Here is a 22,711-nt window from a genome sequence, read left to right on the forward strand (position 1 = left end):
CGCAGCCCCACTCTAGCCGTTGTTCGATTCTCTGTCGAGAAACTGGCTCAGCTTCTTCATGCTAATCTCAAACACGGCAATCTCATCTTCTGTCAGCACCTCAAGCAATTCCTGATAGAACTGGCGCTGCGTCTCTTCATGAGCGTCATACGCTATGACGCCCAGCTCTGTCAGGGCCAGCTCTGTCGCCCGTGAATCCACAGGATGCGGTGTGCGGTGCACCAGTCCCTTGCCCTCCAGACGGGCGATCAACTGCGTGACCGCTCCCTTCGTCACCTGCAAGCGGGCAGCCAGCTCGCTCATCAGCACACTTCTGCCGCAGCCGATCGCTTCTATAGTATGGATCTCGCTCGGCGTCAGCAGCCCGGCAGCTCCAAAGCTGCGCGGCTGCCGCTCCAGCTTGCGCAGCTTGAGAATAACCTGGCCCAAATAACGGGTGCCGCGAGTGCTGTCAGCGGGCGACGGAGCTGATAATGAAGCGTTGTCGCTTCCTGTCTTCTCCTTCATAGCACATCCACCCTTATTCTCGATTTTGCATTCATTTTCGGTCTACGTTTAGTTTAGTATCTAAATCATATGTTGTCAAGCGATGCACGAGGCTGCTTGCCCATGCCCAGCCGGGGTCATCCTGCCCTGCTCGACGCTTCTGCTCCAAGTATGCGAATGCAGCAGGTATAGGATGCCACGAGCTTCTAGCAAGCGGAATCTTGAGGCAGTAGACGAACGACCAGCCCGTCCCTCGCCAGAGGGCAGCTACAGCAGCCACTCCCTCTGCCTGGAGCCTGACTCCCCAAGGAGCAGGCTCCTCGCCTACACATGCAGGCGACGACAGATTCGCTCTTGTCGTGCCCCGCCTTATACCACTTAACCGCGGGCACCGCCCGTTACTTCTGCTGCGCGAGCCAGTCTGCCAGCGCATGAATCTCCTCGGTGCTCAGCGACTTCTTATACGAAGGCATCCCTCCCTTGCCCTCGCTGATCAGATTCGCCAGCTCATCGGCATTGAATTTGCTGCCTACCTGCTGCAGATTCGGTCCGACTCGTCCTTCCAGATCGGAGGCATGACAGGAGAGGCAGCTTTTTTTGTATAAGGCTACCGCTTCAGGGTATTCCGCTGCCTGCTTGTCCAGGCGCGTCTCCTCCTTCGGCGGTGTGCCGGAGCATCCGGCAGCCCCAATGACCGCAACCGCAGCCAACACGATCAATTGCATGCTTTTGTGCCTGTACTTCCACTTCATCATTTCATTTCCCTCCTGATTCCATTCGTTTGTACAATCTCGTTCTGAACGACAGTCTGTACCAAGCCGCGACACGATTGATGTATCCCATCCTATCCTATCTTAACCCATTTGAACGGACGATTTCGAGCCATGCTCCAGCAGGCATTATGACCATTTGATGACATTGCTTGCCTGTTCAGGATAGCCCTTTAGAGCCATGGAAGTTATCCCCTCATCAATGATAGAATATAGGCCAGCTTCGTATACTATAGTACGAAAGCCATGTCCTGCGATTTTTCAACAACAAAATGATGCCAATCAAGAAAAAGGAGGTAAGTAGCGTATGCAGAAGTGGGTCATGTTCGGGCTGTTCCTGGCCGCAAGTGCGCTTGGGGTTTATCTGATGATGTTCGGGCTGCCGGAGAAGACGGCACCAGAGCCGGAGGAAGCCTTCGTCATCCCGGATCAGCCATCCGACATTGCAGCAGCCGAAGGAATATACAAAAACAGTTGTCTTGGCTGCCATGGGACAGATATGCAGGGCGGAATGGGGCCTGCTCTGAACCAAATCGGGGGCACTCTAACCAAGGAAGAGATCTACAAGAAGATTATGGGCGGCGGCAACGGTATGCCCGCCTTCAAGGAGCAACTGTCGAGCGAGCAGATCGCCAATCTAAGCAGTTGGCTGGCTCAGATGAAATAATTCCAAAGACAGACTACCTTATAAAGGGATAAGAAAATGGGGCATTCGGAAGAATGCCTCATTTTCTTATCCGCTAGAGCGAATCGGTGTTTTCCACCGTATCCTTCTTCACTGGATGATGCAAGAACGTATCCAGATCGATTCGTCCTCCAAGCCCGAGCTCCACCCCTTCCCCCTCCAGAAGCATCGTCTGCATGAAGCGTCCCTCCTCATCCTGCAGGCTGATCTCTCCCTTAGCGTTAATTACCCGATGCCAGGGCAGCCTCTCCTTCTTGCTCAACGAGTGAAGGATGCGCACCACCTGCCTCGCCGCGCGGGGACTTCCGGCATGAGCAGCGATCTGCCCGTATGTCATCACTTTCCCTGAAGGGATGTCCCGAATAATCTCCACAACTTGCCTCGTAAACCATTGCATGATTTCCTCTCTCCTCTCCTTCACCCGAAGCTTCTATGTGCGTAGTATAGCCCCGTTCTGCCATTCACGCAATGATGAAGAGTGAAGGGGGCCGTCCATGAGTCAGCCTCCTATGCAACCTATAAATTGACAGCACCCAAGCCGATAAGTATGATAGGAACAATTAATTATTCTGGCTTGTAGCTGCTGTCCGATCAGCTTGCGGCTGGCAGGACACCATTACGCAAGGAGCTGACATTATGAACCATCCCCGCATGTGCACACAAGTTAGCGGTTCATTGAATTCCGTGCAGCTATCTATTCTTGATTTGGCGCCAGTCAGTGAGGGTGCAGAGCCGGCCGATGCGTTCCGCAACAGCCTGGAGCTGGCGCGATACGCGGAGCAGTGGGGCTTCCATCGCTACTGGCTGGCTGAGCATCACTCCAGCCCCGGCACAGCCAGCTCGGCAACGTCCGTCCTCATCAGTCATATTGCGGCGCTAACCCGCCACATCCGGGTAGGCTCTGGAGGCATCATGTTGCCGAACCATGCCCCCTTGGCCATCGCCGAGCAATTCGGGACGCTCGAGTCGCTCTATCCGGGGCGCATTGATCTGGGCATCGGACGCGCCCCTGGCTCCAACCAGGCAGCAGCTCGCGCATTGCGCCGGGATACGGATGCAGCTCAAGACTTCCCTGAACGGCTTGGCGAGCTGCGCAGCTACTTCAAGGCAGCAGACACGGCTGACGAGCGTCCACGTGCCCGCGCTGTTCCGGGAGAGGGACTGGAGGTGCCGATCTGGCTGCTCGGCTCCAGTGATTACAGCGCCCGGCTGGCTGGCACACTCGGATTGCCCTTTGCCTTTGCCGGGCAATTCTCTCCCGCCTATATGATGCCTGCCCTCTCCTTATACCGTCGCAGCTTTGTTCCCACTGCCAGGCTGCAGAAACCTCTGGTCATGGTTGGCGTTCATGTGATTGCGGCAGATACGGATGAACAGGCACAGCGACTGGCAACTTCGCTCTATCAGAAATTTCTAGCGCTTTCGCGGGGACGTCCCTCCAAGATTCAGCCGCCAGTCCACACGATGGATGGGCGTTGGACAGACCAGGAGCGCCACAATGTGCTCTCTCAGCTCCGTGATGCAATTATTGGCTCACCGAGCACTGTACAAGAGAAGCTGCACCAGCTTGTCGCGAAGACTCAGGCGGATGAACTGATCATTGCTACCGATGCCTACCGTGCTGAGGATCGGCTCCGATCGTATGAGATTGTTCGACAGCTCTGGGGGACATCATCTCTGCAGCAATGACTAGGTCGTGTATGAACACCCGTTCAAAGGCATCTCTCCCCGCCTTTCGCCCATGCTACGTTGCCTTTTCGCAGGCGTACCCCCGGTACGCCTGCGAAAAAGCGCCTTGCCTGGAACGAGCATTCGGCCAGATCGGATCCGTTCAGAGTGTTCAGACACGCCCTAACTTTTGATTGACATTCCAGAAACGTTCACGATATTATTTAGATTTAGACCAGTCGCTATAATGCTGTGGACCCTTTCCAGTAGCCCGTTGCTATGAACAAGTTTACCGATTGCTACAGACGAGCTGTCTGTAGCAGCCGATCATATAGAGATACTATACACATGGAGGACATACTGTGGAAGCTTCTTATCAGCAAGACAGCCCCCAACAACATGAGGAACAGCGGCAGTTTAAGGTAATGCCGATCGTGATTTCACTCATGCTGGGCGGCTTTATCGGCATGTTCAGCGAGACGGCCTTGAATATTGCACTGACCGACCTGATGAAGGAATTAAATGTGGGTCCAACAACGATACAGTGGCTGACTACCGCCTATTTGCTAGTACTTGGGATATTGGTGCCTGTGTCTGGCTTGCTTCTGCAATGGTTTACGACACGCCAATTGTTTATCGCATCGCTTAGCTTCTCGACACTCGGTTCGCTTATTGCAGGACTAGCACCCAATTTTGAGGTACTACTGGCTGCGCGCGTCTTCCAAGCGGTTGGAACAGCCTTGCTGCTGCCCCTGCTGTTCAATACCATTCTGGTTATTTTTCCGCCTGCCAAGCGCGGCGCCGCGATGGGCATGATGGGATTGGTTATTATGTTTGCACCTGCCATTGGTCCAACAATTGCCGGGCTGTTGATCGAGAAGCTGTCCTGGCACTGGATCTTCTGGATCTCCTCTGCTGTGCTGCTCATCTCCCTGCTGTTTGGCATTATATTTTTGCAAAATGTATCCAGGATTACCCGGCCTAAGATCGACTTTCTCTCCATCCTGTTGTCATCGATAGGCTTCGGCGGCATCGTATTCGGCTTCAGCAAGGCTGGCGAAGCTGCGGGATGGGGAAGCAATATGGTCATCGCTTCGCTGGTCATTGGCAGCCTGTCTCTGTTCTTGTTCTGTTGGCGCCAGCTAAAGATGGAGACGCCAGTCATGAACCTGCGCGCCTTCCGCTATCCGATGTTCACGCTTGCCGTCATCATGCTGTTTGTGGTGATGATGGTGTTGCTGTCCTCGATGCTCGTGCTGCCGATGTTCCTGCAGCAGGGTCTTGGCAAGAGCGCTCTGGCTGCTGGACTGCTGCTGCTGCCGGGCGGTATCATTAACGGCCTGTTGTCCCCGATTATGGGCAAGCTGTTTGACAAATACGGCCCGCGCTGGCTTGTCATTCCTGGGCTGATCGTGATTGCGGCGATTTTGTACCTGATGTCCGGCATCACCGTCGCATCGTCAGCAACGTTTATTATTGTCATGCACAGTCTGCTCATGATCGGAATTTCGATGGTCATGATGCCCGCACAGACGAATGGCCTTAACCAGCTACCGCCAGAATTTTATCCAGATGGCACGGCAATCATGAGTACGCTGCAACAGGTTGCCGGGGCGATCGGTACTGCACTTGCGGTTAGTATCCTGTCGGCCGGGCAAAAGGGCTATCTCATGGATCAGGGCTTTGATGTTAGCCAGGGACTGGAGCCGTATCTGTCGAACCCGTCGTTCTTGCAGCATCTCCCTCAATCCTTTGCGACGGGCGTCAGCCATGCCTTTATTTTTGCAGTTTCGATGGCTCTGCTCGCATTTCTATGCTCGCTATTTATTAAGCGCGTGAAGGTGTCGAAGCCACTCTAGGTTGACTTGTCACCAGCAAATAACAGCCTTCCCGACCACACGCACAGGTGGAACGGAAGGCTGTTGCTTTGTTCAAATGACTACTGGACAATCTGTTCTTTGAGGGCCAGCGTCCCTCCCTTGAGCCTATAGCCCCCTAATACGCTGCGGGTCGATGTACTCGACAACGAGATCCGGGATATACATCGCCTGTACTGGCGGGCTGATGTAATATCCTTGAATCTCATGGCATCCCATCTCTGCCAGGAGCTGAAGCTCCGCGCTGGACTCCACCCCTTCAGCGATGACCTGAAATTCCAGACTGCTGCTCAGTTCAATGATTGCCTGCACAATCGGACGAGAACGCTGATGCTCTAACAGATTACGGATAAAAAAACGGTCCAGCTTAACAAATTGTACGGGAATATCCATCAGATACTTCATGGATGAATACCCCGTACCGAAGTCATCGATGGCGATCGCGCAACCAAGCTCGCGAATTTGATACAAACGTCCGATAGCAGCCGGTGCTTCATACAACGGAGAGCCTTCGGTCAGCTCCAGCGTTAGCAGGCTGGGTTTTATACCGCTGGAGGCCAGAGCATCATCGATCAGCTCAATGAGCGCCTCTTCCTTCAGTTGCTCCGGCGACAGATTGACAGATAATCGGAGTGGTATTCCCGCCTCATGCCATTGTACCGCTTGACTCGTTGCTTCCTGGATAACCCATTGCCCAATTCGTCCGATAAGTCCAGCCTGTTCCGCAGCGGGAATAAACAAGTCGGGCCTGACCCAGCCCCACTGTGGATGCTTCCAACGAATGAGCGCTTCTACACCGATAATCTTACGCTGTTGTATGTTATATTGTGGCTGAAACACAAGAAGAAAATCCTTCATATGCGCCACAGCCTTGGTAAGCTCTCGAATCACTGGCAGTCATCCTTCCAGGTTGCTTGTCCCGATTCCCAGTACCATGCGCAACTCTAATCTTCCTTGTTTAGTAGGGATATAGAATGAGCATTCAGTTCGTGCTCACCGGCTGTATCCTGTACTTCTATATCAACAGTCAGATTGCGATAATGTAGGGAGTCTTTTAAAATTTGTATAAATCGCTCATCGCATTGAAGACGTATAGCCTGTCTGTAGCACTGAATGAGCAGATCATCAGACAATGATTCCGTATTAATAATGTAGGGCTGAATATTCATGTGCACATCCTTTTTCCATTCCACTTCATTAATCATGATCGTAGTGCGAAGCCAATGCTGCATATGACTGATTGGAATACGATTATGAATTGATACGCTCTATGCCTAATGCATCAGCGATCTGCTTTCTATACCGGTTGCCGGGACGAAGTCCGTACAAAATTTCTGTAAAGCGGTTAACTGGGATTCCTTCGCGTTCACAAAACTGCTTTTGTGTCATTTGCTTCTCAAGAAGGGCTCTTTTTACAGCTAATCCAAAGAGTGTAAGCCTCTTTATCTCTTGCACTCTCAACACCTCCTATGCGTAAATGCGGCTGCGTATGGGGAGCGCCGATAGCATCCCCTTGGAGGATGCAGCACACGATAGACGGTCGACTTCGACTGGTAAGTCAGATCTAGGCCTTATTCAGTACAACGGCAATCGCCTGGATGAGCCGATCATTGCGCAATGGCTTGCTCACTGCATGCTTCGCCCCCGCAGCGATCGCCTCCAGCACCTGCTTCTGCTCCCCATATGCGGAGCAAACGACGACTCTTGCTCTCATATCCATCTCGATAATTTTGCGAGTAGCTTCTACACCATCCATATCGGGCATCGTTAGATCCATAGTTACCAAGTCCGGTTTGTACGCTTCATACAGTTCTACAGCCTCCCTTCCTGTCCGCGCTTCAGCAACTACTTCATATCCGGCAGCGTGCAGCAGTGTACGAAGCGATAGGCGCACGACATCTGCATCATCCGCAATCAAAATCCGTTTCATCTACCTCATCCTTTTACCTATATTCAACAAAAAACGACAAACCAAGCCGATAATAAAGCCACTTCCTGGCAGGCCTTGCCTCCTCGTACTGATAACTTGGCCCGGTGCAAGTGGCACTAATGTGCGGCTAGCTGTCATGGAGATTTGGATACTTCGGCTCTGAATTCAAATTCATGGGCTGTTTGACTCATGATTACGAACTCACAATTCCGGTTACCTATAAATGAATAGTGCTGAAGGACTTAGGCTCATTTCTTTCTCCCAAGGAATGACATCATTTAAGGTGATATAATGAATGTGGTACAACTACCACTATATCCATCATATATCTGATAAGGAATAATTTCAATAAAAAACGGACATAAAAGAACAATATATCTGATAACGGATTTTTATTTTCTTGGAGGAGATATATGCAAACTTTTGCAGAAAGATTTCTGTACTTGCGTAAATTAGCAGGTATGAAGCAGTCGGAATTTGCTCGCTTGATTAATCTTTCACAGGGGCGATTGAGCGACATTGAGAAAGGAAAAAACAAGCCTTCTGCTGATACGTTAGTTGCCGTGGTTAACCAATTCTCTCCCAGTGCGGAATGGCTGCTCATGGGCAACGGCACTCCTCCAGAAACTGTATTCCTCACGCCAAAAAGCAAACATGACCCCCTATACTACGAGAAGGCGACAAGTGAAGAAATACAATTTTTGGCCGACTGCCGTTCATTAAATCCAGCGAATAGAGGCACCGTGCGCAAGTTCATGCAATTTTTATTGGCAGAGCAGCGGGCGAAGGCTACGATAAATGATCCATAGCTAGATCGATGCACCTTAGCAATATATTGATGGTCAGATGTGGTAATTTTACCGCAAAACATGTATTACCAACCCGAAGCACAAGCGCCCTGCTCTCTAATCTAGGCAGGTCAGCGGTTCGTCCCAAATTTCAGCAGGTCCTACAGTTATGGCATACCAAGATTCAGGGTTTTTAGACAACCGTCAGTTCCTCTGACGGTTTTCGAGCGTGGGATTCAGCGATCAAGCCTTACTCTGCCGCAAGCGGACAGTATCCGTCTCCTGGGTGCAGCTCACGGACTGTCGTTCGAATCACACGCTCTTGCCAACGAGTCGCCGCTAATTTTGAAATGCCCCCTGCCCCGTGACATTGCCATAAAAAAAGACATCCTCTCCCGTGTCCACAGGAAAAGAATGCCTTCACTTGTACGAAAATCTACTCTCGTTATCATTCTGATCTACTTCTGCACGGCCCGTTCCTTCCCTTTGTCAGCCTCCCCGGCATTCCGATTCGCGGCCTCCCGATCTAACTGCATCTCCTCGACGGTCTTCACCTTCAACCGGGCAGCACCTTCATACGCACGCACGGGGAGAAGCTTATCTGAACTCAATCTCGCCTTCGCAGCAGCAATCGCATCCGCATACTGCGGCAGCCATGCTTCCTGGGCCACCAGCATCTCATCCACCAGTTGCCAGATTTCCTTGGGGTTACATACAGCGCCTACTAGCGGGTCCATCATAAATGCCTGACGCAGCAACAGATCATCACCATGCACAGCCGCCTCGACAGCTAGCCTCTGGACCGAGATGCTTGTATTGCATACAGCCGCCGGCCCTAGCGGAAGATGACCTACGATTGGCATGGAGATGCCGTTACCATCCGCATAGCCAGGCGCTTCAATAATCGCATCGGCCGGCAGATTAGCAATGATACCCCGATTCACCATATTGAAATGACCACGGTACACTCGTCCCGTCTCTAATCCTTCTATTATATAGGAGCCGTGTTCCTGACTGCGGTGATTGGCAGCATACTCAAGTGCCGGCTCCTTCATCCAGTTCGGGAAGTCCGTCTCGAACCAGTTGCGTCCCTCTGTGCATACTCTGAGGTATCCCCCTGTCTCGCCATTAATCCAGGAACCGAGATCGATCCATTCATGAATTTCTTCCGGACGCTTGCGGTACCATGGCACATACTCGCTCAGATGCCCATTGGATTCGGTGCTGTAATAGCCGAATCGACGCAGCATATCGATGCGAACCTTCTCCGTGCGCGCATAGTCCGGGTGACTCTCGAACGCCTCCAGCAATCCCGCTGTCAGATCCTTGCCTTGATGCTTAATCTGGATATACCATGTCTGATGGTTGATGCCGGCGCAGACAATATCCACCTCCTCCTGCTTCAGGCCGTAGACATTCGCAATCTGCTCATGCCCGTGCTGGACGCCATGGCATAGTCCGACCGTGCGTACACCGCCATATTGGTTGCATGCCCAGGTCAGCATAGCCATCGGATTGGCATAATTAAGCAACAGCGCGTCCTTCTCAGCCACCTCTCGAATATCCCGGCAGATGTCCAGCATGACGGCAATGCCGCGTTGCCCGTACATGATGCCTCCCGCACATAGCGTATCGCCTACACATTGATCAATACCATACTTGAGTGGAATGTCCACGTCGGTCTCAAAGGCCTCCAAGCCTCCAACACGAATCGTACAAATAACGTACCTCGCATTTTGCAGCGCTTCTCGACGGTCAACGGTAGATTGAATACGGATCTTCAATCCATTCTCCTCTATATCCCGTTGGCAAAGCTCAGTGACCATCTGGAGATGGTGCTCGTTAATATCCGTGAACGCAATCTCCACTTGATGAAATTCAGGCACTGCCAGCAAATCCCGCAGCAGACCGCGCGTAAATCCGATACTCCCTGCACCTATAAACGTAACTTTGAATGACATCGTCTGTCCCTCCTGCAGCTCTATTTTTTCTTTTATTGTAGCAGCAGCTTGACAGGAAGCGTTATCACGTTTATGACTTGTTGGACTGCAAAGTGTTAAAAATCGTCACCTTGCTGCGAATCAGCAAAGCGCACCGCCTCCGCCGAATTGCGATATTCCGATGGCGTCATGCCGGTCTCGCTCTTGAACAGCTTATGCAGATAGGGGCGGCTGTGAACCCCCACATAATCGGCAATCTCAGCAATCGGAATATCAGTCTCACGCAGCAGCATCTTCGCTTTATCCATACGAAATCGGGTCAGATAAGCCATGATGGACTGCCCGGTCTTCTGCTTGAAGATGCGCTGCACATAGCCGGGGTGAAGATTCACAGATTCCGCCACCTGCTTGATCTGGATCGATCGGTCATAGTTCTGATGCAGAAAGTCCAGGCATTGCCGGACATAGTGCTGCTGTATATCTCCCTCCTGCTGCTCCTTCTGCTCGTACAGTCTGGCGATATGCAGCAGCAGCCCCGCCAGTTGAACCTGAACCAGCATTTCAGAGCGATCCTCGCGATCCAGCTCCAGCACCAGACTCTTCAATCCATGGTATACCTCATGCGGCTCGCGCAGCACCAGATACGGCTCTGGGCAACTGAGCAATCGCCCAAGCCTTGTGTCAGTTGCTGCCAGCTCATCCACAGAGAGGGAGGCCCCCTCTCGCTCAGCAAAGCGAAACTCCACATTCAGCATCCGGCAGGACTGCTCGACGTAGAGCCGATGCGGCATACAAGCATCGAGCAGGATAAACTCCCCTTTTTTCAACTGTGCGCTATATGAGGCTCCCTCACGTATAAGCTCCACCGTGCAGCTACCGGAGATGACGTACATAATCTCAGTGGACGGATGCGTATGCAGCGCCATCTCGTACTGACTCCACTCCTTGAAATAGTAAGCCGTCACGATCGGGCGGATTCCACTTGCCTTATCGTCCAGCCGGAATAATCCATATGATACCATCCGTTCTCCCTCCTATATTCGTCATGTCCGGACTGGGCGCAGCATGCATTCGTATATGGAGACAGAGCTAGGCTGTTAGCTTCAATCCGATAGCTGAGGCCAGAATCATACCGATAAACAGTACCCGCTTCCATTCCTTCGACTCGCCAAAGACAGCCATTCCTACTATAGCAGCTCCCACAGTACCGATTCCTGTCCAGACGGCATACGCCGTTCCCATCGGAATCGATTCCATCGCATAGGTCAGCAGCCCAAAGCTGCATCCGAAGGAAATAACCAGCAGGAGAACTGCGCTCCAGCCCTGCTTCATGGCTACACGCTTCAATTGAAGCACACCCAGCACCTCGAAGCAGCCCGCCACGCATAAGGCAAGCCAGCTCATTGCACTCCCTCCTTGCCGATCCGTTGTTCACTGGACGGCTGTGCTTCCTCACTGCTTGTGAGCTTCAATCCAACGACGCCACCTAGCAAGATCGTGATGAGCGCCACCTTCCCCCATGCAAACGGCTCTCCGAAAAAGAGCATCTCCACCACGACTGTTCCCCCCGTTCCCAGTCCGGCAAACACCGCGTATATAGTACCGACAGGCAAATGCTTCGTAGCTATAATTAATATATAGAAGCTGAAGAAGATCGACAGCCCCGTTCCCATCCACTCCAGCGTAGAGGTGGAGTGCTTGAGCCCGGTCACCCATACCACCTCCATCATTCCCGCTATAATCACATACATCCAGATTCGATTCATGCTCATGCCTGCTTTCTCTAGTATTCATATGGCAAATTGCCCGCAGCTCGTCCTTGTGCCTACTGCTTCTGCTGCATACTCAAGCCTACTCCACGGCAATATACCGCCCAGCTTGCCGCTGCCCGCGCTTGATAGCTGGTCTTACGGCCGCTTACCAGCTCGATTACCGCCCCTTCCGCCATGGTTACGTAGGCCACTGCGGCTTCCTCCGCGTCGTTCATACTCATTGGCCCCGAGCGGTTTTCCCTTTGTAGTAGCCGAACGAGATGACGCTGCAAGCTGTCCAGAAACGGATAGACGATGTCAATTATCTGATCATACAGCTCAGAGGGCGGATAGTAGGTCATTCGAATAAGAAATTTGGCTCGATCACTCCGATCATACTCCATCAGCATCCAGTCAAAAAACTGCTTGAGCCGCTGTTCAACCGGCTTATCACGGTTACGGGCGAAATATTCCACAATATGCATTCGCTCTGTATCGAATACGTGACGGGTAACATGCAGAAACAGATCCTCCTTGCCCTTATAATGCGCATAGATAGAGGGCTTCTTAATGCCGACCTCATCAGCGATCTTCTGCAGCGAGGCCCCTTCATACCCATCACGGGCAAAGCTGGACAAGGCCGCCTGCATAATTTCTTTGGCGCTCACATCATCACCTACCTAACGTTCGTTAGTTTAGATTCTCTCAGGTGTTGACCCCTTTGTCAAGAGATAATGAAGTCAAATCCCGTGCGGAGTCTGCTTGCCCACCCTTGACAGGGCAGTGGATTATACGAATAAATTGCCCTTTTTGGTGCAGGAAAAATAAGGAAGACCCGACCTGCTGGTCAGTGCCTTCCTTAGCTCATTGCTTGCTAAATGCCTATTCAACATGCTTCTTCAAGAATGCGTCCACCTCAGTTGTTCGCTTGCCCCCATTGCTCTTCACTACATCCAGAAATTGCTCCAGCAGCGCCAGCAGCTTGCCGTCGCCCGTTCCTTGCTTCAGCGCCGCTTGATAAGCGGCAAGCGCATCTGGATGGATCTGTCCCGACTCGTAATCAAAGAGCGGCGTATTATTCAGGCCATAAAATAATTGCATTCTGGAAATCTCCAATAGCTCCTGCACTGCTTCCCGCCTGTTGGAGACAGGATAGGCATCCAGGAACTGCTCTCGCTCCAGCGCACGCTTCACTACATCGCCCCAACTAATGAGCAACGCGGCGTCCCCTGACGACGGCTTCAACGTCTCCTGTGTCCGAATTCGAATATAAGCCGCGATATCCGGCTTAACATATCTCGCATACCTATCATATTCAGTATAGTTAACCACAGGATAATACATACCTTCCATCGTCTCCAGCTTATAACCCCGATCTCTTGCCATTTCCAGCAGTCGAATCGTCCCTTTGTCCGTTACCTGTTGCAGCAGACTGGTGAACGTTAGCTTTCCTTTACGTGCTGCGCGGTCCAATGCTTGCTGTACGGTGGTTGTATCGAATTTCGCTGCGAACGCGGCGATGTCCTTATGCTGGGCATTCTCTAGCTGCAACACCATAAGCGTCGCATGATGAGGCGTCGTCTCATGAATATGGTTCAGCAGATATTTGCGTGCCTGGCTCAGCCTGGCTGGATCCTTCAGATATGCGGCGAACTGGTTATAGACGCTCTGGGACGAGGCCGAGCTGATTGCGGCAGTAGCTAACGGAAGCGCTCCTTGTGGCAGCGTAGCGCTCAGACCGGCGCTCAAGGCGACACCCAGAGCAAAGGATCGAATCAGCAAGCTATGTGTACGGCTCCTCTTCGTATTCATCATGAATTCCTCCGTTCATTTCAGGATGCTCTCTATTACCCTGGTTGGGCGGCAGTGACTCATCCACTGCTTCTAGCTCCCTGTCATCCTATTGGACGAGGAAGAAGGCAGATGGGTTGCAGGCTGGACATCTCCTCTCAAACCAAATAGCCGCAGAGCTTCCTCTGCGGCCATACAACGTGCAAATGCTGATCCCGAAATTATAACGTGTTCAGACTCTCCAGCACCGCCTCAATATCTGCCTCTGTTACTCTGCCGCCACTGAACGCGATGAGTGAACGGAGCGGCATGTATTTGAAGATCGCCTCCATCATTCCCTTATGGGATTCATCCTCTGACTCTGCGCTGAACGCCCCCTCCTGCTGGAATGTGGTCATCAGCGGCTGCACCAGAGATGCCGTCTTAGGATTTCCTAGCAGATCACCCAATGTAGAATTGCGAGTATAGCTCTGAGGAAGCTCCACTGTCGACTCAACATAGATCGATTCCTCGCAGTCGATGCGATCTGATGCTCCGCCGACACGAATGAGGAACTCTCCACTTTCCACATGCCAATCGCCAAGCACAGTATTGTAATAGGCGAAGGCGCGCTTGCCAAGCTTGAAGACAACGGTCTTCTCCTCCCCAGGCTGAAGCTCCACCTTGGCGAACTCCTTCAGTTCCTTCTGCGGACGGATGACCTGGCTGTGTACATCTGCCACATAGAGCTGCACGATTTCTTTGCCGGCGCGATCACCGATATTTTTCACCTGAACCTCGATCTCTACCGTCTCTGTATCTTGAATGCGCGGCTGACTGATGCGTAATCCGGTGTACTCAAAGCGAGTATAGCTAAGCCCGAAGCCGAACGGGAACAAGACAGGCAGTTGCTTGGCTTCATAATATCGATAGCCGACGAAGATGCCTTCTCTATACTCTACCCGGTCACCTTCTCCAGGAAAGTTCAGATGCGAAGGATTATGAGCGAGCGCCAGCGGGAAGGTCTCCGCCAGCTTGCCTGATGGATTCGCATCGCCATACAGCAGATCGGCAACAGCGCTGCCGAAGGCTTGCCCGCCCAGATAACCCTCCAGCACGGCCTGCACCTTACCTAGCCATGGCATCTCGATTGGAGCCCCATTGCTCAGCACGACCACAGTACGCGGCTGCACTTTGGCTATTTCCTCGATCAGCTTGAGATGATTATCCGGCAACTGAAGATGCTGACGATCGAATCCCTCCGATTCGTAGCGATCCGGCAAGCCGACGAACAACACCGCAGTCTCGGCATTGCGCGCTGCCTCTACAGCCTCCGCCAGCAATGCCTCGTCAATCTGATCATGTTCCATCGGATACCCTTGAGCATAGACGAGCTGGCCGCTGGACAGCTTCGCCATCTCTTCGTAAGCCTGGTCGAGGCGTGTCGGGACGATATGGGAGCTGCCGCTGCCCTGATAGCGTGATTTCGTCGCAAAGCCACCGATGACCGCCACATTCGCAGTCTTGCTCAACGGGAGAAGTTCGCCTTCATTTTTCAGCAGCACCATGCTCTCCTGCGCGGTCTGTCGGGCTAGCTGGTGATGAGCAGCCTTGTCGTAAGTTGCATCGGGACGACGGTTGTCTGCCGCACGCTGAATGATGCCCAGGATGCGCAGCACCGCCTGATCCAGCTCCGCCTCTGACAGCCGCCCTTCCCGTACCGCAGCTACAATCTTGTGCTCGCCGATGCCGTTGCTTGACGGCATCTCCAGATCCATGCCTGCAGCCAGCGAGTCCACCTGTTCGTTCACGGCTCCCCAGTCGGATACCACGAAGCCCTCGAAGCCCCACTCGTTACGCAAAATATCCGTCAGCAGCCGCTCGTTCTCGGAGACATACGTTCCGTTCACCCGGTTGTAGGACGACATGATCGTCCATGGCTGTGCCTGCTTGACTGCTCCTTCGAATGCTGCCAGATAGATTTCCCGCAGAGTACGCTCATCAACCACCGCATCTACGGACATACGCCGGTGCTCCTGGTTATTGACGGCAAAATGCTTCAGCGAAGTGCCAACCCCTTGACTTTGCACCCCCGAGATATGGTTCGCCGCCATCTCCGACGCCAGATAAGGGTCCTCAGAGAAATATTCAAAGTTCCGTCCGTTGAGCGGCGAGCGCTTAATGTTAGCGCCTGGTCCGAGCAGCACCGCGACATTCTCAGCCTGACATTCCTCGCCCAGCGCCACCCCGACCTGGCGAATCAACTCACGGTTCCAACTGCTTGCAAGCCCGACAGCGGAGGGGAAGCATGTAGCCGGCACACTGTTCGTCAGACCAAGATGATCGGCCGAAGTGTCCTGCTTGCGCAGTCCATGCGGACCGTCTGTAACCATGATCGATGGTATGCCCAACCGCTCTACGCCCTTCAAATGCCAAAAATCAAGCCCAGAGCATAGCCCTGCCTTCTCCTCCAATGTCATCTGTGCTACCAGTTGTTTCAAGTCCCTCTCCATCCGTCATTGCCTCCTTCTACAGAATAGAATGTCCATTTGATTACATATTAAATGCAGTAAGCGCTTCATTATTGTAGAATTCAAACTTTTTTTGTATGATTATAACTATAATACAAGCTGACTTCTATCTTGGAGCAGCCCCTTACTCATCACCTATTAGAACTGCTGCAACAATTAGCCGAGCATGGCTTCAAGGAGGAGTGAAGGATGAGCCGTACCGAACAGAAGGATGATCGTCATGAACCGCCGTTCCCTACACGGGCAGAGCTGAGTGCGGCCTGCCGATTACTTCATGAGGCTACAGGGCTGCCTCTGCTCTATATGGATGGAACAGGCACCCCTGGCGCGGTCTGGACAGGGAAGGGCGGCTCCAACCCGCTTGGCGCGGTACAGACTGGACTTCCCGCCCCATCACAGCTCGGCTTGCAGCGCACACCATTTCTGCATGTTACAGCTTTCTTTGAGACGGTGCTGCTCCTGCCGCTTATTGATCGCTCTCTCTGTCATGGACTGATCGCGATCGGCCCGGTATGCTTCGCACCGATTCAGGAAGGTCGAATTGACGGACTGCTGCGGGATGCGAATGCATCCTTCAAGCTGAGGGAAGCGCTCATTCACTACTATGATCAGCTTCCCGTCATGGATGCCCGTCAACTGTTCCGGTACGGGCTGCTGCTCTATCACATGATCTATAAGGAAGAGCTCGACTTGAACGAGCTGCTGCGAAGCAGAGAATGGACCGCCTCCGCTGTCGAGGAGGCTACAGCTCGTCGGGAACGGGAGCTTGCCATTGCACAGCGCAAGCATAATGCCGTCTATCATCATCATCCCGGATGGGAGAGAAAGATGATTCAGCTTGTGCGCGAGGGCAAGCGAGCGGAATTGGCGGAATGGCTCAATACATTCCCCTATGAGCAGACCGGCATCCTGTCCAAAAATAGTCACCTGCGCAGCCAGAAAAATCTGTCCATTAGTGGCATCGCCCTTGTTACCCGAGCAGCGATAGATGGGGGCTTGCACTATGAACTGGCCTATTCGCTCAGTGACGATTATATCCAGCGCATCGAGGAATGCGCTACACCCAAGGAGGTAGCGCGGCTGATGGATCGTGCTTACTTCGATTTTGCTGACCGGGTGGCCGAAGCCGCAGACGCCGATTGCTCGCATGCAATTCGGCTGTGCAAGCAATATATTGTGGCTCATATCTACGAGGAGATCACCCTCCCGCAGTTAGCTGCGATAGTGCGTCTGCATCCTAATTATTTGTCGCGTCTGTTCAAGCAGGAGACGGGCTCTACCCCCTCCCTGTTCATCCAGCAGGAACGAATGGAGGAGGCCAAGCGGTTGCTTCGTTATACCTCTCTCTCCTTGGCTGATATAGGAACACGGCTCGGATTTCATGATCAAAGCCACTTCACGAAGACCTTCAAAAAGTACACCGGAATAACCCCCCGCCAATTCCGCGGACAGCAGCCGGATAACGGCTGCTAAGCGCGTCTTCAATCGCTGTAGTGTCCCTCCACTCCATGTTCAACACATTCTGATTCTTCTGAATTCCTGTGAAGCTATAGGACAGATCAAGGGAAATGATAATGAAGCATAGGTTGGTCGGGACAAGGGAGCAATGGGGGGCTTTGTATTTAAACGTGCAAACACGTATGATTATATCACGTGTTATGTGCAACGCTATCGTTCCCGTCGCGGCAATTATCCTTGACACATCAGGCCCTTAGCACTATAATTCTTTTAGACCGACTGTCGGTCTAATTCATTCATACGGAAGGTGAGTTCTGATGACGATGTCCCCTGTCCCCCCTGCTCCCCGAAACTTCATCCTGCTGGTGCTGGGGCAGCTTGTCTCGGTATTTGGCTCTGCGCTGCTGCGCTTCGCTTTATCCTTATATGTGCTTGATCTGACGGGAAGGGCTGATATTTTTGCTACGCTGGTCGCCCTCTCCAACCTGCCGCTGCTGCTGGCGCCGCTTGGCGGGGCCGTCGCTGACCGTTTCAATCGCCGCAATCTGCTGGTCATCTATGATATCGCCTGCGGCCTGTCCATTCTGCTCTTTATATTACTGCTCCACCTCGGCATTTCTCCCGTTCCTCTCATAGCTGTGGTAATGGTGCTGCTCGCTATCGTTAGCGCCATGTATTCGCCTGTCGTGATGGCGAGCATCCCGCTGCTGGTGCCCAAGGAGAAGCTGGAGCAAGCCAACGGGATCGTGAGCGGAGTCCAGGCGCTGTCTGGCATCGCCGCGCCAGTCGTTGGCGGGATTGTGTATGGCTTGACGGGAATCGATCTGTTGATTCTGTTCAGCGGCATCGCCTTTTTGGTTACCGGACTTGTAGAGTTATTCATTTCACTGCCTTCTACTAGAGTGGAGCCCAGCAGCCACAGCTCTGTTGCCCGGGCGATCGCCGCAGACCTCAAGGCCGGCTTTACTTACGCGGTCAGTCAACCGTATATGTTCAAGACGATGATTTTGGCTGCGCTGCTGAACCTGATTCTGACTCCCTTCTTCATTATTGGCGGACCGATGATCCTGCGCATCACGATGCAGGCTGGAGATATGCTATATGGCTTGGGAATGGGACTGATCGAGTTCGCCATTATTCTTGGCGCACTGCTGGTGGGATGGTTCGCCAAGTGGCTGCATTTTAACAAGCTTCATTACTGGCTGTTGCTAATTGCCATCCTGATGGTGCCGCTGGCGGCCTCTGTTACTCCGATCGCACTGTCCTGGGGGCTATACCCTGCCTTCTCCATCTTCCTGCTCTGCGCCATGCCTGTCGCAATGCTGCTGACCATTCTCTCGGTCTACGTCATTACGATCGTGCAGAAGCGCACGCCTGATGCCCATCTGGGCAAGGTGATGGCGATCATCATGGCCGTATCACAATGCGCCGCTCCAGCAGGCCAGATGCTATTCGGGCTGCTGTTCGAGCAGTTCAGTCTGACCGTCTACGTTCCAGTGCTGGTTATCAGTCTGCTCATGGGCGGCACAGCGTTAGCTGCCAAGATGATGCTCAAGAACGAAAAGGCTGTCTATTAGACGCAACCTAAGAACAGCCGGCGCAAGCAGCGCCGGCTGTAGAGAAGAATATATGCGTGGGAGGTTCGCCTTGGCATACCCTGGATACAGGCTATGCCTCCCCTGCAGCCGCCTCAGCCGCAGCTTCGCTCAGCGGCAGGCGGATGACCGCAGTCGTACCGCCGCCTGCCTGGCTATAGAGCTCCACGCCATATTTGAAGCCATAATGCAGGCGGATGCGCTGATGCACATTACGCAGGCCGAAGCCCCCCGTATGCATCGTCGCGGCTGTCCACGAATCCTCGATTTCCTCACGCTCAAGCGAGCGACGAACCTCGACGAGCCGGTCTCCGCTCATTCCCGCTCCATCATCCGATACCTCCAGCCGGATATTACTCTCTTCCACGGTCGCACGCACCGTGACCGTGCCGGGACGATCCTGCTTGCGCACGCCATGGATAATACTGTTCTCCACAAGCGGCTGCAGCAGAAATTTGATGATCGTATATTTCTCGGCTTCAGGGTCTATATCAATGCTCCAGCTTAGCTGCTCGCCGAAGCGAATGCCCTGTATTTTCAAGTAATAGCCGACATGCCTGACCTCATCGCCGACGGAGATAATCTCTCGCCCCTGGTTGAGTCCGATTCGGAATAGCCTTGACAGCGAGGTGACAATGTCGCTTATTCGGGAATCCTCATACTTGCGAGCCAGCATATAGACGGAATCCAGCGCATTGTAGAGAAAATGCGGGTTGATCTGGTACTCCAGCGTCTGCAACTGCAGCTTGCGCCGCTTCTCCTCTTCCTCGCGGTTCTTGGCGATCAGATGGGTAATTTCATCTGACATCATATTGAGCTTGTTCGCCACCTGGCCGATCTCATCATTACGCAGCACCGGCACCTTCACCGTGTTCCCGCTGCCCCATTCCTTAATAGCCGATTGCAGTTGAAGCAGTGGGCGGGTAATCCGGTGAGAGACGAAGATGACCATCACAATCGTGAATACCAGAAGCGCCGCCACGATCAGCATGAAGGCGATCAGTACCTTGCGCACGGGCTCATTGATCCTCGACTCCAGTATCCATGTGGCGACATGCCAATCTTTTTGCGACATTGCAAAATACGCATACTGATCCTGTCCAGCCTGCATGACCGCATAGCCATTATCACTCGCTTGAACCCGCTGCGCCAGCTCAGGCCTCCAATCGTCCGAGGTAGAAATCATGAAGCGGTGCTCCTCATCGTACAGCGCGAATTGTTGGCCTTCATCGAGCGTGAACTGCTTGAATTTGTCCAGCAGCTCCTTCGCATCGAGCACCACGAACAGATAGCCGATCTTGCGATTGAGATCCATCTTGTTATCGATCACCCGGGAGGCGATGACGATCATCTCCTCCTCGAATCCGTGGAACCAGATCGGCTTGCCCTCCGCCTCATCGATCCGGCTGATCAGACTCGTCAGGTTCGCAATCATGCGCGGCGCAATAGCTGTGCTGCCGTCAATACGGAATTCCTTGTTCATGATATACACATTGCGTGTATACTCACTTGAATCGCCATAGGAGACGAGCCTGTTGCGCAGCTCGCTGCGCAAGCTGAAATGCTCCGCCGTCTGCTCCCATTCCTCCACCATCAGGTAGCGCTGCACCAGCGCATCACCGAAGATCCGCATTGCAAAGCCCTCATACTCCTCCCGCCATTTGCCAATCTCGATGGTCAACGCTTCCGCTACCTGATTATAGTGGCGAGAATACGATTGCATCAGATTGGATTGCACCGTCGAATACACATATAGCGCGAAGATCAGCAATGGCAGAAGCAACAGAATCGAAAAGAAGATGACCATCTGGGAGCGAATCGATCGCAGTCGGCTCATCGCTCCCTGGCTCCATGGCGCTCCCGAAACTCGCTAGGTGTAAGACCCGTATTTTTCTTGAACAAACTGCTGAAATAATGGGCGCTCGCATAGCCGATCTTCTCTGCAATATCATAATTTTTCAGCGAGGTATGAATGAGCAGCTTCTTCGCTTCGTCCAGACGGATGCCAGTCAAGTATTCCACACAGGTCATGCCCGTCTTCTGATGGAAGATGCGGGACAGGTAATTCGGTGTAATGCACAGCAGACGCGCGACCGTACTGACAGACAAGTTGCTGTCGGCATACCCCTCAACCATCGCCAGCTTGGCTCGCTCCACCAGAATATCCACATAGCCCGCATGCGTGCGCGCCTTGATCGCCAGTAGTTGATTGAAGCATGTCTCGAAAAACTGCTGAATGTCGCTCACCGAATCCATATCACTAAGCCGGGCATAATTCTCGATATAGGGCGGCAATGAATCTCCTGCCTTATATTCGTCGGCCAGTCTGTAGATCGTCCCCAGCAGATGGACAAACATCAGCTTCATCATCTGCGGCGCGGCCCGCTGCGCCTCAAGCGCCCTCACGAACGGGGCTAGCGGCTGCTCGTCGAGCTGGTCGCGAAAGCGTATCGCCTCGATCAGCTCCTTCTCCTCCACATACGGATAATCGATATGGCTGTTGCGCCAGCTCGGGATGCTCTCATAGCTCATCACCCCGCCACTCTCCATGAGCGACAGCAGATGCACCGCTTCCTCGGCCTCATTAATTGACTTGAAGATGCTGGTCAACTCCGGGTAAGTGCCTCCGATTCCGATGCAAGCGCTCAGCCCCAGCTCCCGCTCACATTCGCCCAGCAGTTGCTCATACGCCTTGGGCTCCACCTCGCATTGCAGCACAATCCGCAGCAGTCCGGGGCCCGCATCCGCGATATGCAGCCATCTGCCACGCAGTCGTTCCGCAGCAATCCGGCGCACCTCCCCGTTCACCTGAGTCATATCACTATAAGGGTCGCGCAGAAGCGAATTCATATTCAGCTTGATCGAGACGCCCAGATAGCAGCCCGGGAGAGCCTGGAGCCCTGCTGCCTCCATTCGCTCATTCATCTCATCCGTCCCTGCGAATGCCCCAGAGAGCAGATCTGCCCACAGCTTCTCGATGACGATCGGCTTATAAATATCCAGCTTGCGCCGCGCATCGGCATTGATCAGCGAGGTTCGCTGCTCCTGGCCAATCTCCTGGACGACGCTCTGCACCGATTCCTTCAGCTCATCGGGCAGGACCGGCTTCACCAGATAACTGGAGATGCCGATGGCCACAGCCTCTCTTGCATATTCAAACTTCTCATAGCCTGTCAGGATAATGAATCGAATCGACGGAAACTCCGTTTTGGCCTGACGAGCAAAATCAATACCGGACATCTCCGGCATAAAAATATCGGTAATGACCAGATCGGGTGGACTGGCCTTCATCAGCTCCATCGCCGCTATTGCATTGGGCGCCTCCAGACATTCATCGAACCCGGCGTCCCGCCAGTCAATCAAGGAATGAAGTCCCTCCCGAATAATCGGCTCATCATCTACAAACATCACGCGCATGCATTGCTCCTCCACTCCACAGCAGGGGCCGGGCAAGAGCAGGCT

At 53.1% G+C, this 22,711-nt stretch carries 22 protein-coding genes; 6 read left to right on the forward strand and 16 right to left on the reverse strand.

Annotated features, from left to right (window positions below; all coding sequences use genetic code 11):
* Positions 1-12: 12 nt before the first annotated feature.
* Positions 13-507, reverse strand: coding sequence for a MarR family winged helix-turn-helix transcriptional regulator (locus ACY1JZ_RS04675; protein ID WP_462628271.1), 495 nt, complete (start codon positions 505-507; stop codon positions 13-15).
* Between the two features lie 377 nt (positions 508-884).
* The gene (locus ACY1JZ_RS04680; RefSeq protein WP_270170764.1) at positions 885-1,241 is read right to left on the reverse strand and encodes a c-type cytochrome; all 357 of its coding nucleotides are present in this window, start codon (positions 1,239-1,241) and stop codon (positions 885-887) included.
* Between the two features lie 322 nt (positions 1,242-1,563).
* Here ACY1JZ_RS04680 and ACY1JZ_RS04685 point away from each other — a divergent pair, with 322 nt between their 5' ends.
* A complete protein-coding gene (locus tag ACY1JZ_RS04685; RefSeq protein ID WP_270170763.1) occupies positions 1,564-1,923 on the forward strand; it encodes a c-type cytochrome in 360 nt (119 codons plus the stop codon).
* A gap of 73 nt (positions 1,924-1,996) precedes the next feature.
* On the opposite strand, the gene ACY1JZ_RS04690 is transcribed toward ACY1JZ_RS04685, so the two are convergent.
* Positions 1,997-2,338, reverse strand: coding sequence for an MGMT family protein (locus ACY1JZ_RS04690; RefSeq protein WP_462628272.1), 342 nt, complete (start codon positions 2,336-2,338; stop codon positions 1,997-1,999).
* A gap of 239 nt (positions 2,339-2,577) precedes the next feature.
* Between ACY1JZ_RS04690 and ACY1JZ_RS04695 the strand changes: the two genes are divergently transcribed.
* Together ACY1JZ_RS04695 and ACY1JZ_RS04700 are read left to right on the forward strand one after the other, a co-directional pair.
* Positions 2,578-3,630, forward strand: coding sequence for an LLM class flavin-dependent oxidoreductase (locus tag ACY1JZ_RS04695; protein ID WP_462628273.1), 1,053 nt, complete (start codon positions 2,578-2,580; stop codon positions 3,628-3,630).
* Between the two features lie 404 nt (positions 3,631-4,034).
* A complete protein-coding gene (locus tag ACY1JZ_RS04700) occupies positions 4,035-5,468 on the forward strand; it encodes a DHA2 family efflux MFS transporter permease subunit (RefSeq protein ID WP_462628377.1) in 1,434 nt (477 codons plus the stop codon).
* Between the two features lie 126 nt (positions 5,469-5,594).
* Here ACY1JZ_RS04700 and ACY1JZ_RS04705 read toward each other — a convergent pair whose 3' ends face one another.
* The 4 genes from ACY1JZ_RS04705 to ACY1JZ_RS04720 all read right to left on the reverse strand — a co-directional run bounded on the left by ACY1JZ_RS04705 (position 5,595) and on the right by ACY1JZ_RS04720 (position 7,416).
* Entirely contained in the window at positions 5,595-6,377 is a 783-nt protein-coding gene (locus tag ACY1JZ_RS04705; RefSeq protein ID WP_462628274.1) for a putative bifunctional diguanylate cyclase/phosphodiesterase, read from the reverse strand.
* Positions 6,378-6,430: 53 nt separating this feature from the next.
* Positions 6,431-6,718, reverse strand: a complete 288-nt coding sequence (locus ACY1JZ_RS04710) for a sporulation histidine kinase inhibitor Sda (protein ID WP_462628275.1) — start codon at positions 6,716-6,718, stop codon at positions 6,431-6,433.
* A gap of 19 nt (positions 6,719-6,737) precedes the next feature.
* The gene (locus tag ACY1JZ_RS04715) at positions 6,738-6,941 is read right to left on the reverse strand and encodes a hypothetical protein (protein ID WP_462628276.1); all 204 of its coding nucleotides are present in this window, start codon (positions 6,939-6,941) and stop codon (positions 6,738-6,740) included.
* A 109-nt stretch (positions 6,942-7,050) separates the two neighbouring features.
* Entirely contained in the window at positions 7,051-7,416 is a 366-nt protein-coding gene (locus ACY1JZ_RS04720) for a response regulator (protein ID WP_462628278.1), read from the reverse strand.
* 413 nt (positions 7,417-7,829) lie between these two features.
* Here ACY1JZ_RS04720 and ACY1JZ_RS04725 point away from each other — a divergent pair, with 413 nt between their 5' ends.
* A complete protein-coding gene (locus ACY1JZ_RS04725) occupies positions 7,830-8,225 on the forward strand; it encodes a helix-turn-helix domain-containing protein (RefSeq protein WP_270170756.1) in 396 nt (131 codons plus the stop codon).
* A gap of 437 nt (positions 8,226-8,662) precedes the next feature.
* On the opposite strand, the gene ACY1JZ_RS04730 is transcribed toward ACY1JZ_RS04725, so the two are convergent.
* From ACY1JZ_RS04730 to ACY1JZ_RS04760, 7 genes are all read right to left on the reverse strand, one after another.
* Positions 8,663-10,165 carry an alpha-glucosidase/alpha-galactosidase gene (locus ACY1JZ_RS04730; protein WP_462628279.1) on the reverse strand — a complete coding sequence of 501 codons (1,503 nt, stop codon included), beginning with the start codon at positions 10,163-10,165 and terminating at the stop codon, positions 8,663-8,665.
* A gap of 95 nt (positions 10,166-10,260) precedes the next feature.
* Positions 10,261-11,166 (reverse strand): AraC family transcriptional regulator, encoded by a 906-nt coding sequence (locus ACY1JZ_RS04735; protein ID WP_462628280.1) that lies wholly within the window; start codon positions 11,164-11,166, stop codon positions 10,261-10,263.
* 67 nt (positions 11,167-11,233) lie between these two features.
* Positions 11,234-11,548, reverse strand: a complete 315-nt coding sequence (locus ACY1JZ_RS04740; protein WP_270170751.1) for a DMT family transporter — start codon at positions 11,546-11,548, stop codon at positions 11,234-11,236.
* Positions 11,545-11,910, reverse strand: coding sequence for a DMT family transporter (locus ACY1JZ_RS04745; protein ID WP_462628281.1), 366 nt, complete (start codon positions 11,908-11,910; stop codon positions 11,545-11,547). The genes ACY1JZ_RS04740 and ACY1JZ_RS04745 overlap by 4 nt, the downstream gene beginning before the upstream one ends.
* Before the next feature lie 59 nt (positions 11,911-11,969).
* Complete coding sequence (locus ACY1JZ_RS04750) at positions 11,970-12,563, reverse strand: TetR/AcrR family transcriptional regulator (protein WP_462628283.1); 594 nt, start codon at positions 12,561-12,563, stop codon at positions 11,970-11,972.
* Positions 12,564-12,777: 214 nt separating this feature from the next.
* A complete protein-coding gene (locus ACY1JZ_RS04755) occupies positions 12,778-13,707 on the reverse strand; it encodes a hypothetical protein (protein ID WP_462628284.1) in 930 nt (309 codons plus the stop codon).
* A gap of 200 nt (positions 13,708-13,907) precedes the next feature.
* Positions 13,908-16,178: a glycoside hydrolase family 3 C-terminal domain-containing protein gene (locus ACY1JZ_RS04760; RefSeq protein WP_462628285.1), complete on the reverse strand. Its 2,271-nt coding sequence runs from the start codon at positions 16,176-16,178 to the stop codon at positions 13,908-13,910.
* Between the two features lie 207 nt (positions 16,179-16,385).
* On the opposite strand from ACY1JZ_RS04760, the gene ACY1JZ_RS04765 reads away from it, so the two are divergent.
* Together ACY1JZ_RS04765 and ACY1JZ_RS04770 are read left to right on the forward strand one after the other, a co-directional pair.
* A complete protein-coding gene (locus ACY1JZ_RS04765; RefSeq protein ID WP_462628286.1) occupies positions 16,386-17,669 on the forward strand; it encodes a helix-turn-helix domain-containing protein in 1,284 nt (427 codons plus the stop codon).
* Positions 17,670-17,971: 302 nt separating this feature from the next.
* Positions 17,972-19,231, forward strand: coding sequence for an MFS transporter (locus ACY1JZ_RS04770; protein ID WP_462628287.1), 1,260 nt, complete (start codon positions 17,972-17,974; stop codon positions 19,229-19,231).
* A 91-nt stretch (positions 19,232-19,322) separates the two neighbouring features.
* On the opposite strand, the gene ACY1JZ_RS04775 is transcribed toward ACY1JZ_RS04770, so the two are convergent.
* Together ACY1JZ_RS04775 and ACY1JZ_RS04780 are read right to left on the reverse strand one after the other, a co-directional pair.
* Positions 19,323-21,086 carry a sensor histidine kinase gene (locus ACY1JZ_RS04775; protein WP_462628288.1) on the reverse strand — a complete coding sequence of 588 codons (1,764 nt, stop codon included), beginning with the start codon at positions 21,084-21,086 and terminating at the stop codon, positions 19,323-19,325.
* Complete coding sequence (locus ACY1JZ_RS04780) at positions 21,083-22,666, reverse strand: response regulator (protein ID WP_462628289.1); 1,584 nt, start codon at positions 22,664-22,666, stop codon at positions 21,083-21,085. The genes ACY1JZ_RS04775 and ACY1JZ_RS04780 overlap by 4 nt, the downstream gene beginning before the upstream one ends.
* Positions 22,667-22,711 lie beyond the last annotated feature (45 nt).

The sequence above is a fragment of the Paenibacillus sp. J5 genome (genome assembly GCF_054955055.1).

What these genes read in the sequence shown, in the direction of transcription:
- ACY1JZ_RS04760 (WP_462628285.1), bottom strand. Translation starts at nt 16,178, where the DNA reads ATGGAGAGGGACTTGAAACAACTGGTAGCACAGATGACATTGGAGGAG.
- ACY1JZ_RS04735 (WP_462628280.1), bottom strand. Translation starts at nt 11,166, where the DNA reads ATGGTATCATATGGATTATTCCGGCTGGACGATAAGGCAAGTGGAATC.
- ACY1JZ_RS04675 (WP_462628271.1), bottom strand. Translation starts at nt 507, where the DNA reads ATGAAGGAGAAGACAGGAAGCGACAACGCTTCATTATCAGCTCCGTCG.
- ACY1JZ_RS04690 (WP_462628272.1), bottom strand. Translation starts at nt 2,338, where the DNA reads ATGCAATGGTTTACGAGGCAAGTTGTGGAGATTATTCGGGACATCCCT.
- ACY1JZ_RS04745 (WP_462628281.1), bottom strand. Translation starts at nt 11,910, where the DNA reads ATGAATCGAATCTGGATGTATGTGATTATAGCGGGAATGATGGAGGTG.
- ACY1JZ_RS04725 (WP_270170756.1), top strand. Translation starts at nt 7,830, where the DNA reads ATGCAAACTTTTGCAGAAAGATTTCTGTACTTGCGTAAATTAGCAGGT.
- ACY1JZ_RS04775 (WP_462628288.1), bottom strand. Translation starts at nt 21,086, where the DNA reads ATGAGCCGACTGCGATCGATTCGCTCCCAGATGGTCATCTTCTTTTCG.
- ACY1JZ_RS04700 (WP_462628377.1), top strand. Translation starts at nt 4,035, where the DNA reads ATGCCGATCGTGATTTCACTCATGCTGGGCGGCTTTATCGGCATGTTC.
- ACY1JZ_RS04730 (WP_462628279.1), bottom strand. Translation starts at nt 10,165, where the DNA reads ATGTCATTCAAAGTTACGTTTATAGGTGCAGGGAGTATCGGATTTACG.
- ACY1JZ_RS04755 (WP_462628284.1), bottom strand. Translation starts at nt 13,707, where the DNA reads ATGAATACGAAGAGGAGCCGTACACATAGCTTGCTGATTCGATCCTTT.
- ACY1JZ_RS04765 (WP_462628286.1), top strand. Translation starts at nt 16,386, where the DNA reads ATGAGCCGTACCGAACAGAAGGATGATCGTCATGAACCGCCGTTCCCT.
- ACY1JZ_RS04780 (WP_462628289.1), bottom strand. Translation starts at nt 22,666, where the DNA reads ATGCGCGTGATGTTTGTAGATGATGAGCCGATTATTCGGGAGGGACTT.
- ACY1JZ_RS04680 (WP_270170764.1), bottom strand. Translation starts at nt 1,241, where the DNA reads ATGATGAAGTGGAAGTACAGGCACAAAAGCATGCAATTGATCGTGTTG.
- ACY1JZ_RS04685 (WP_270170763.1), top strand. Translation starts at nt 1,564, where the DNA reads ATGCAGAAGTGGGTCATGTTCGGGCTGTTCCTGGCCGCAAGTGCGCTT.
- ACY1JZ_RS04740 (WP_270170751.1), bottom strand. Translation starts at nt 11,548, where the DNA reads ATGAGCTGGCTTGCCTTATGCGTGGCGGGCTGCTTCGAGGTGCTGGGT.
- ACY1JZ_RS04710 (WP_462628275.1), bottom strand. Translation starts at nt 6,718, where the DNA reads ATGCAGCATTGGCTTCGCACTACGATCATGATTAATGAAGTGGAATGG.
- ACY1JZ_RS04770 (WP_462628287.1), top strand. Translation starts at nt 17,972, where the DNA reads ATGACGATGTCCCCTGTCCCCCCTGCTCCCCGAAACTTCATCCTGCTG.
- ACY1JZ_RS04695 (WP_462628273.1), top strand. Translation starts at nt 2,578, where the DNA reads ATGAACCATCCCCGCATGTGCACACAAGTTAGCGGTTCATTGAATTCC.
- ACY1JZ_RS04720 (WP_462628278.1), bottom strand. Translation starts at nt 7,416, where the DNA reads ATGAAACGGATTTTGATTGCGGATGATGCAGATGTCGTGCGCCTATCG.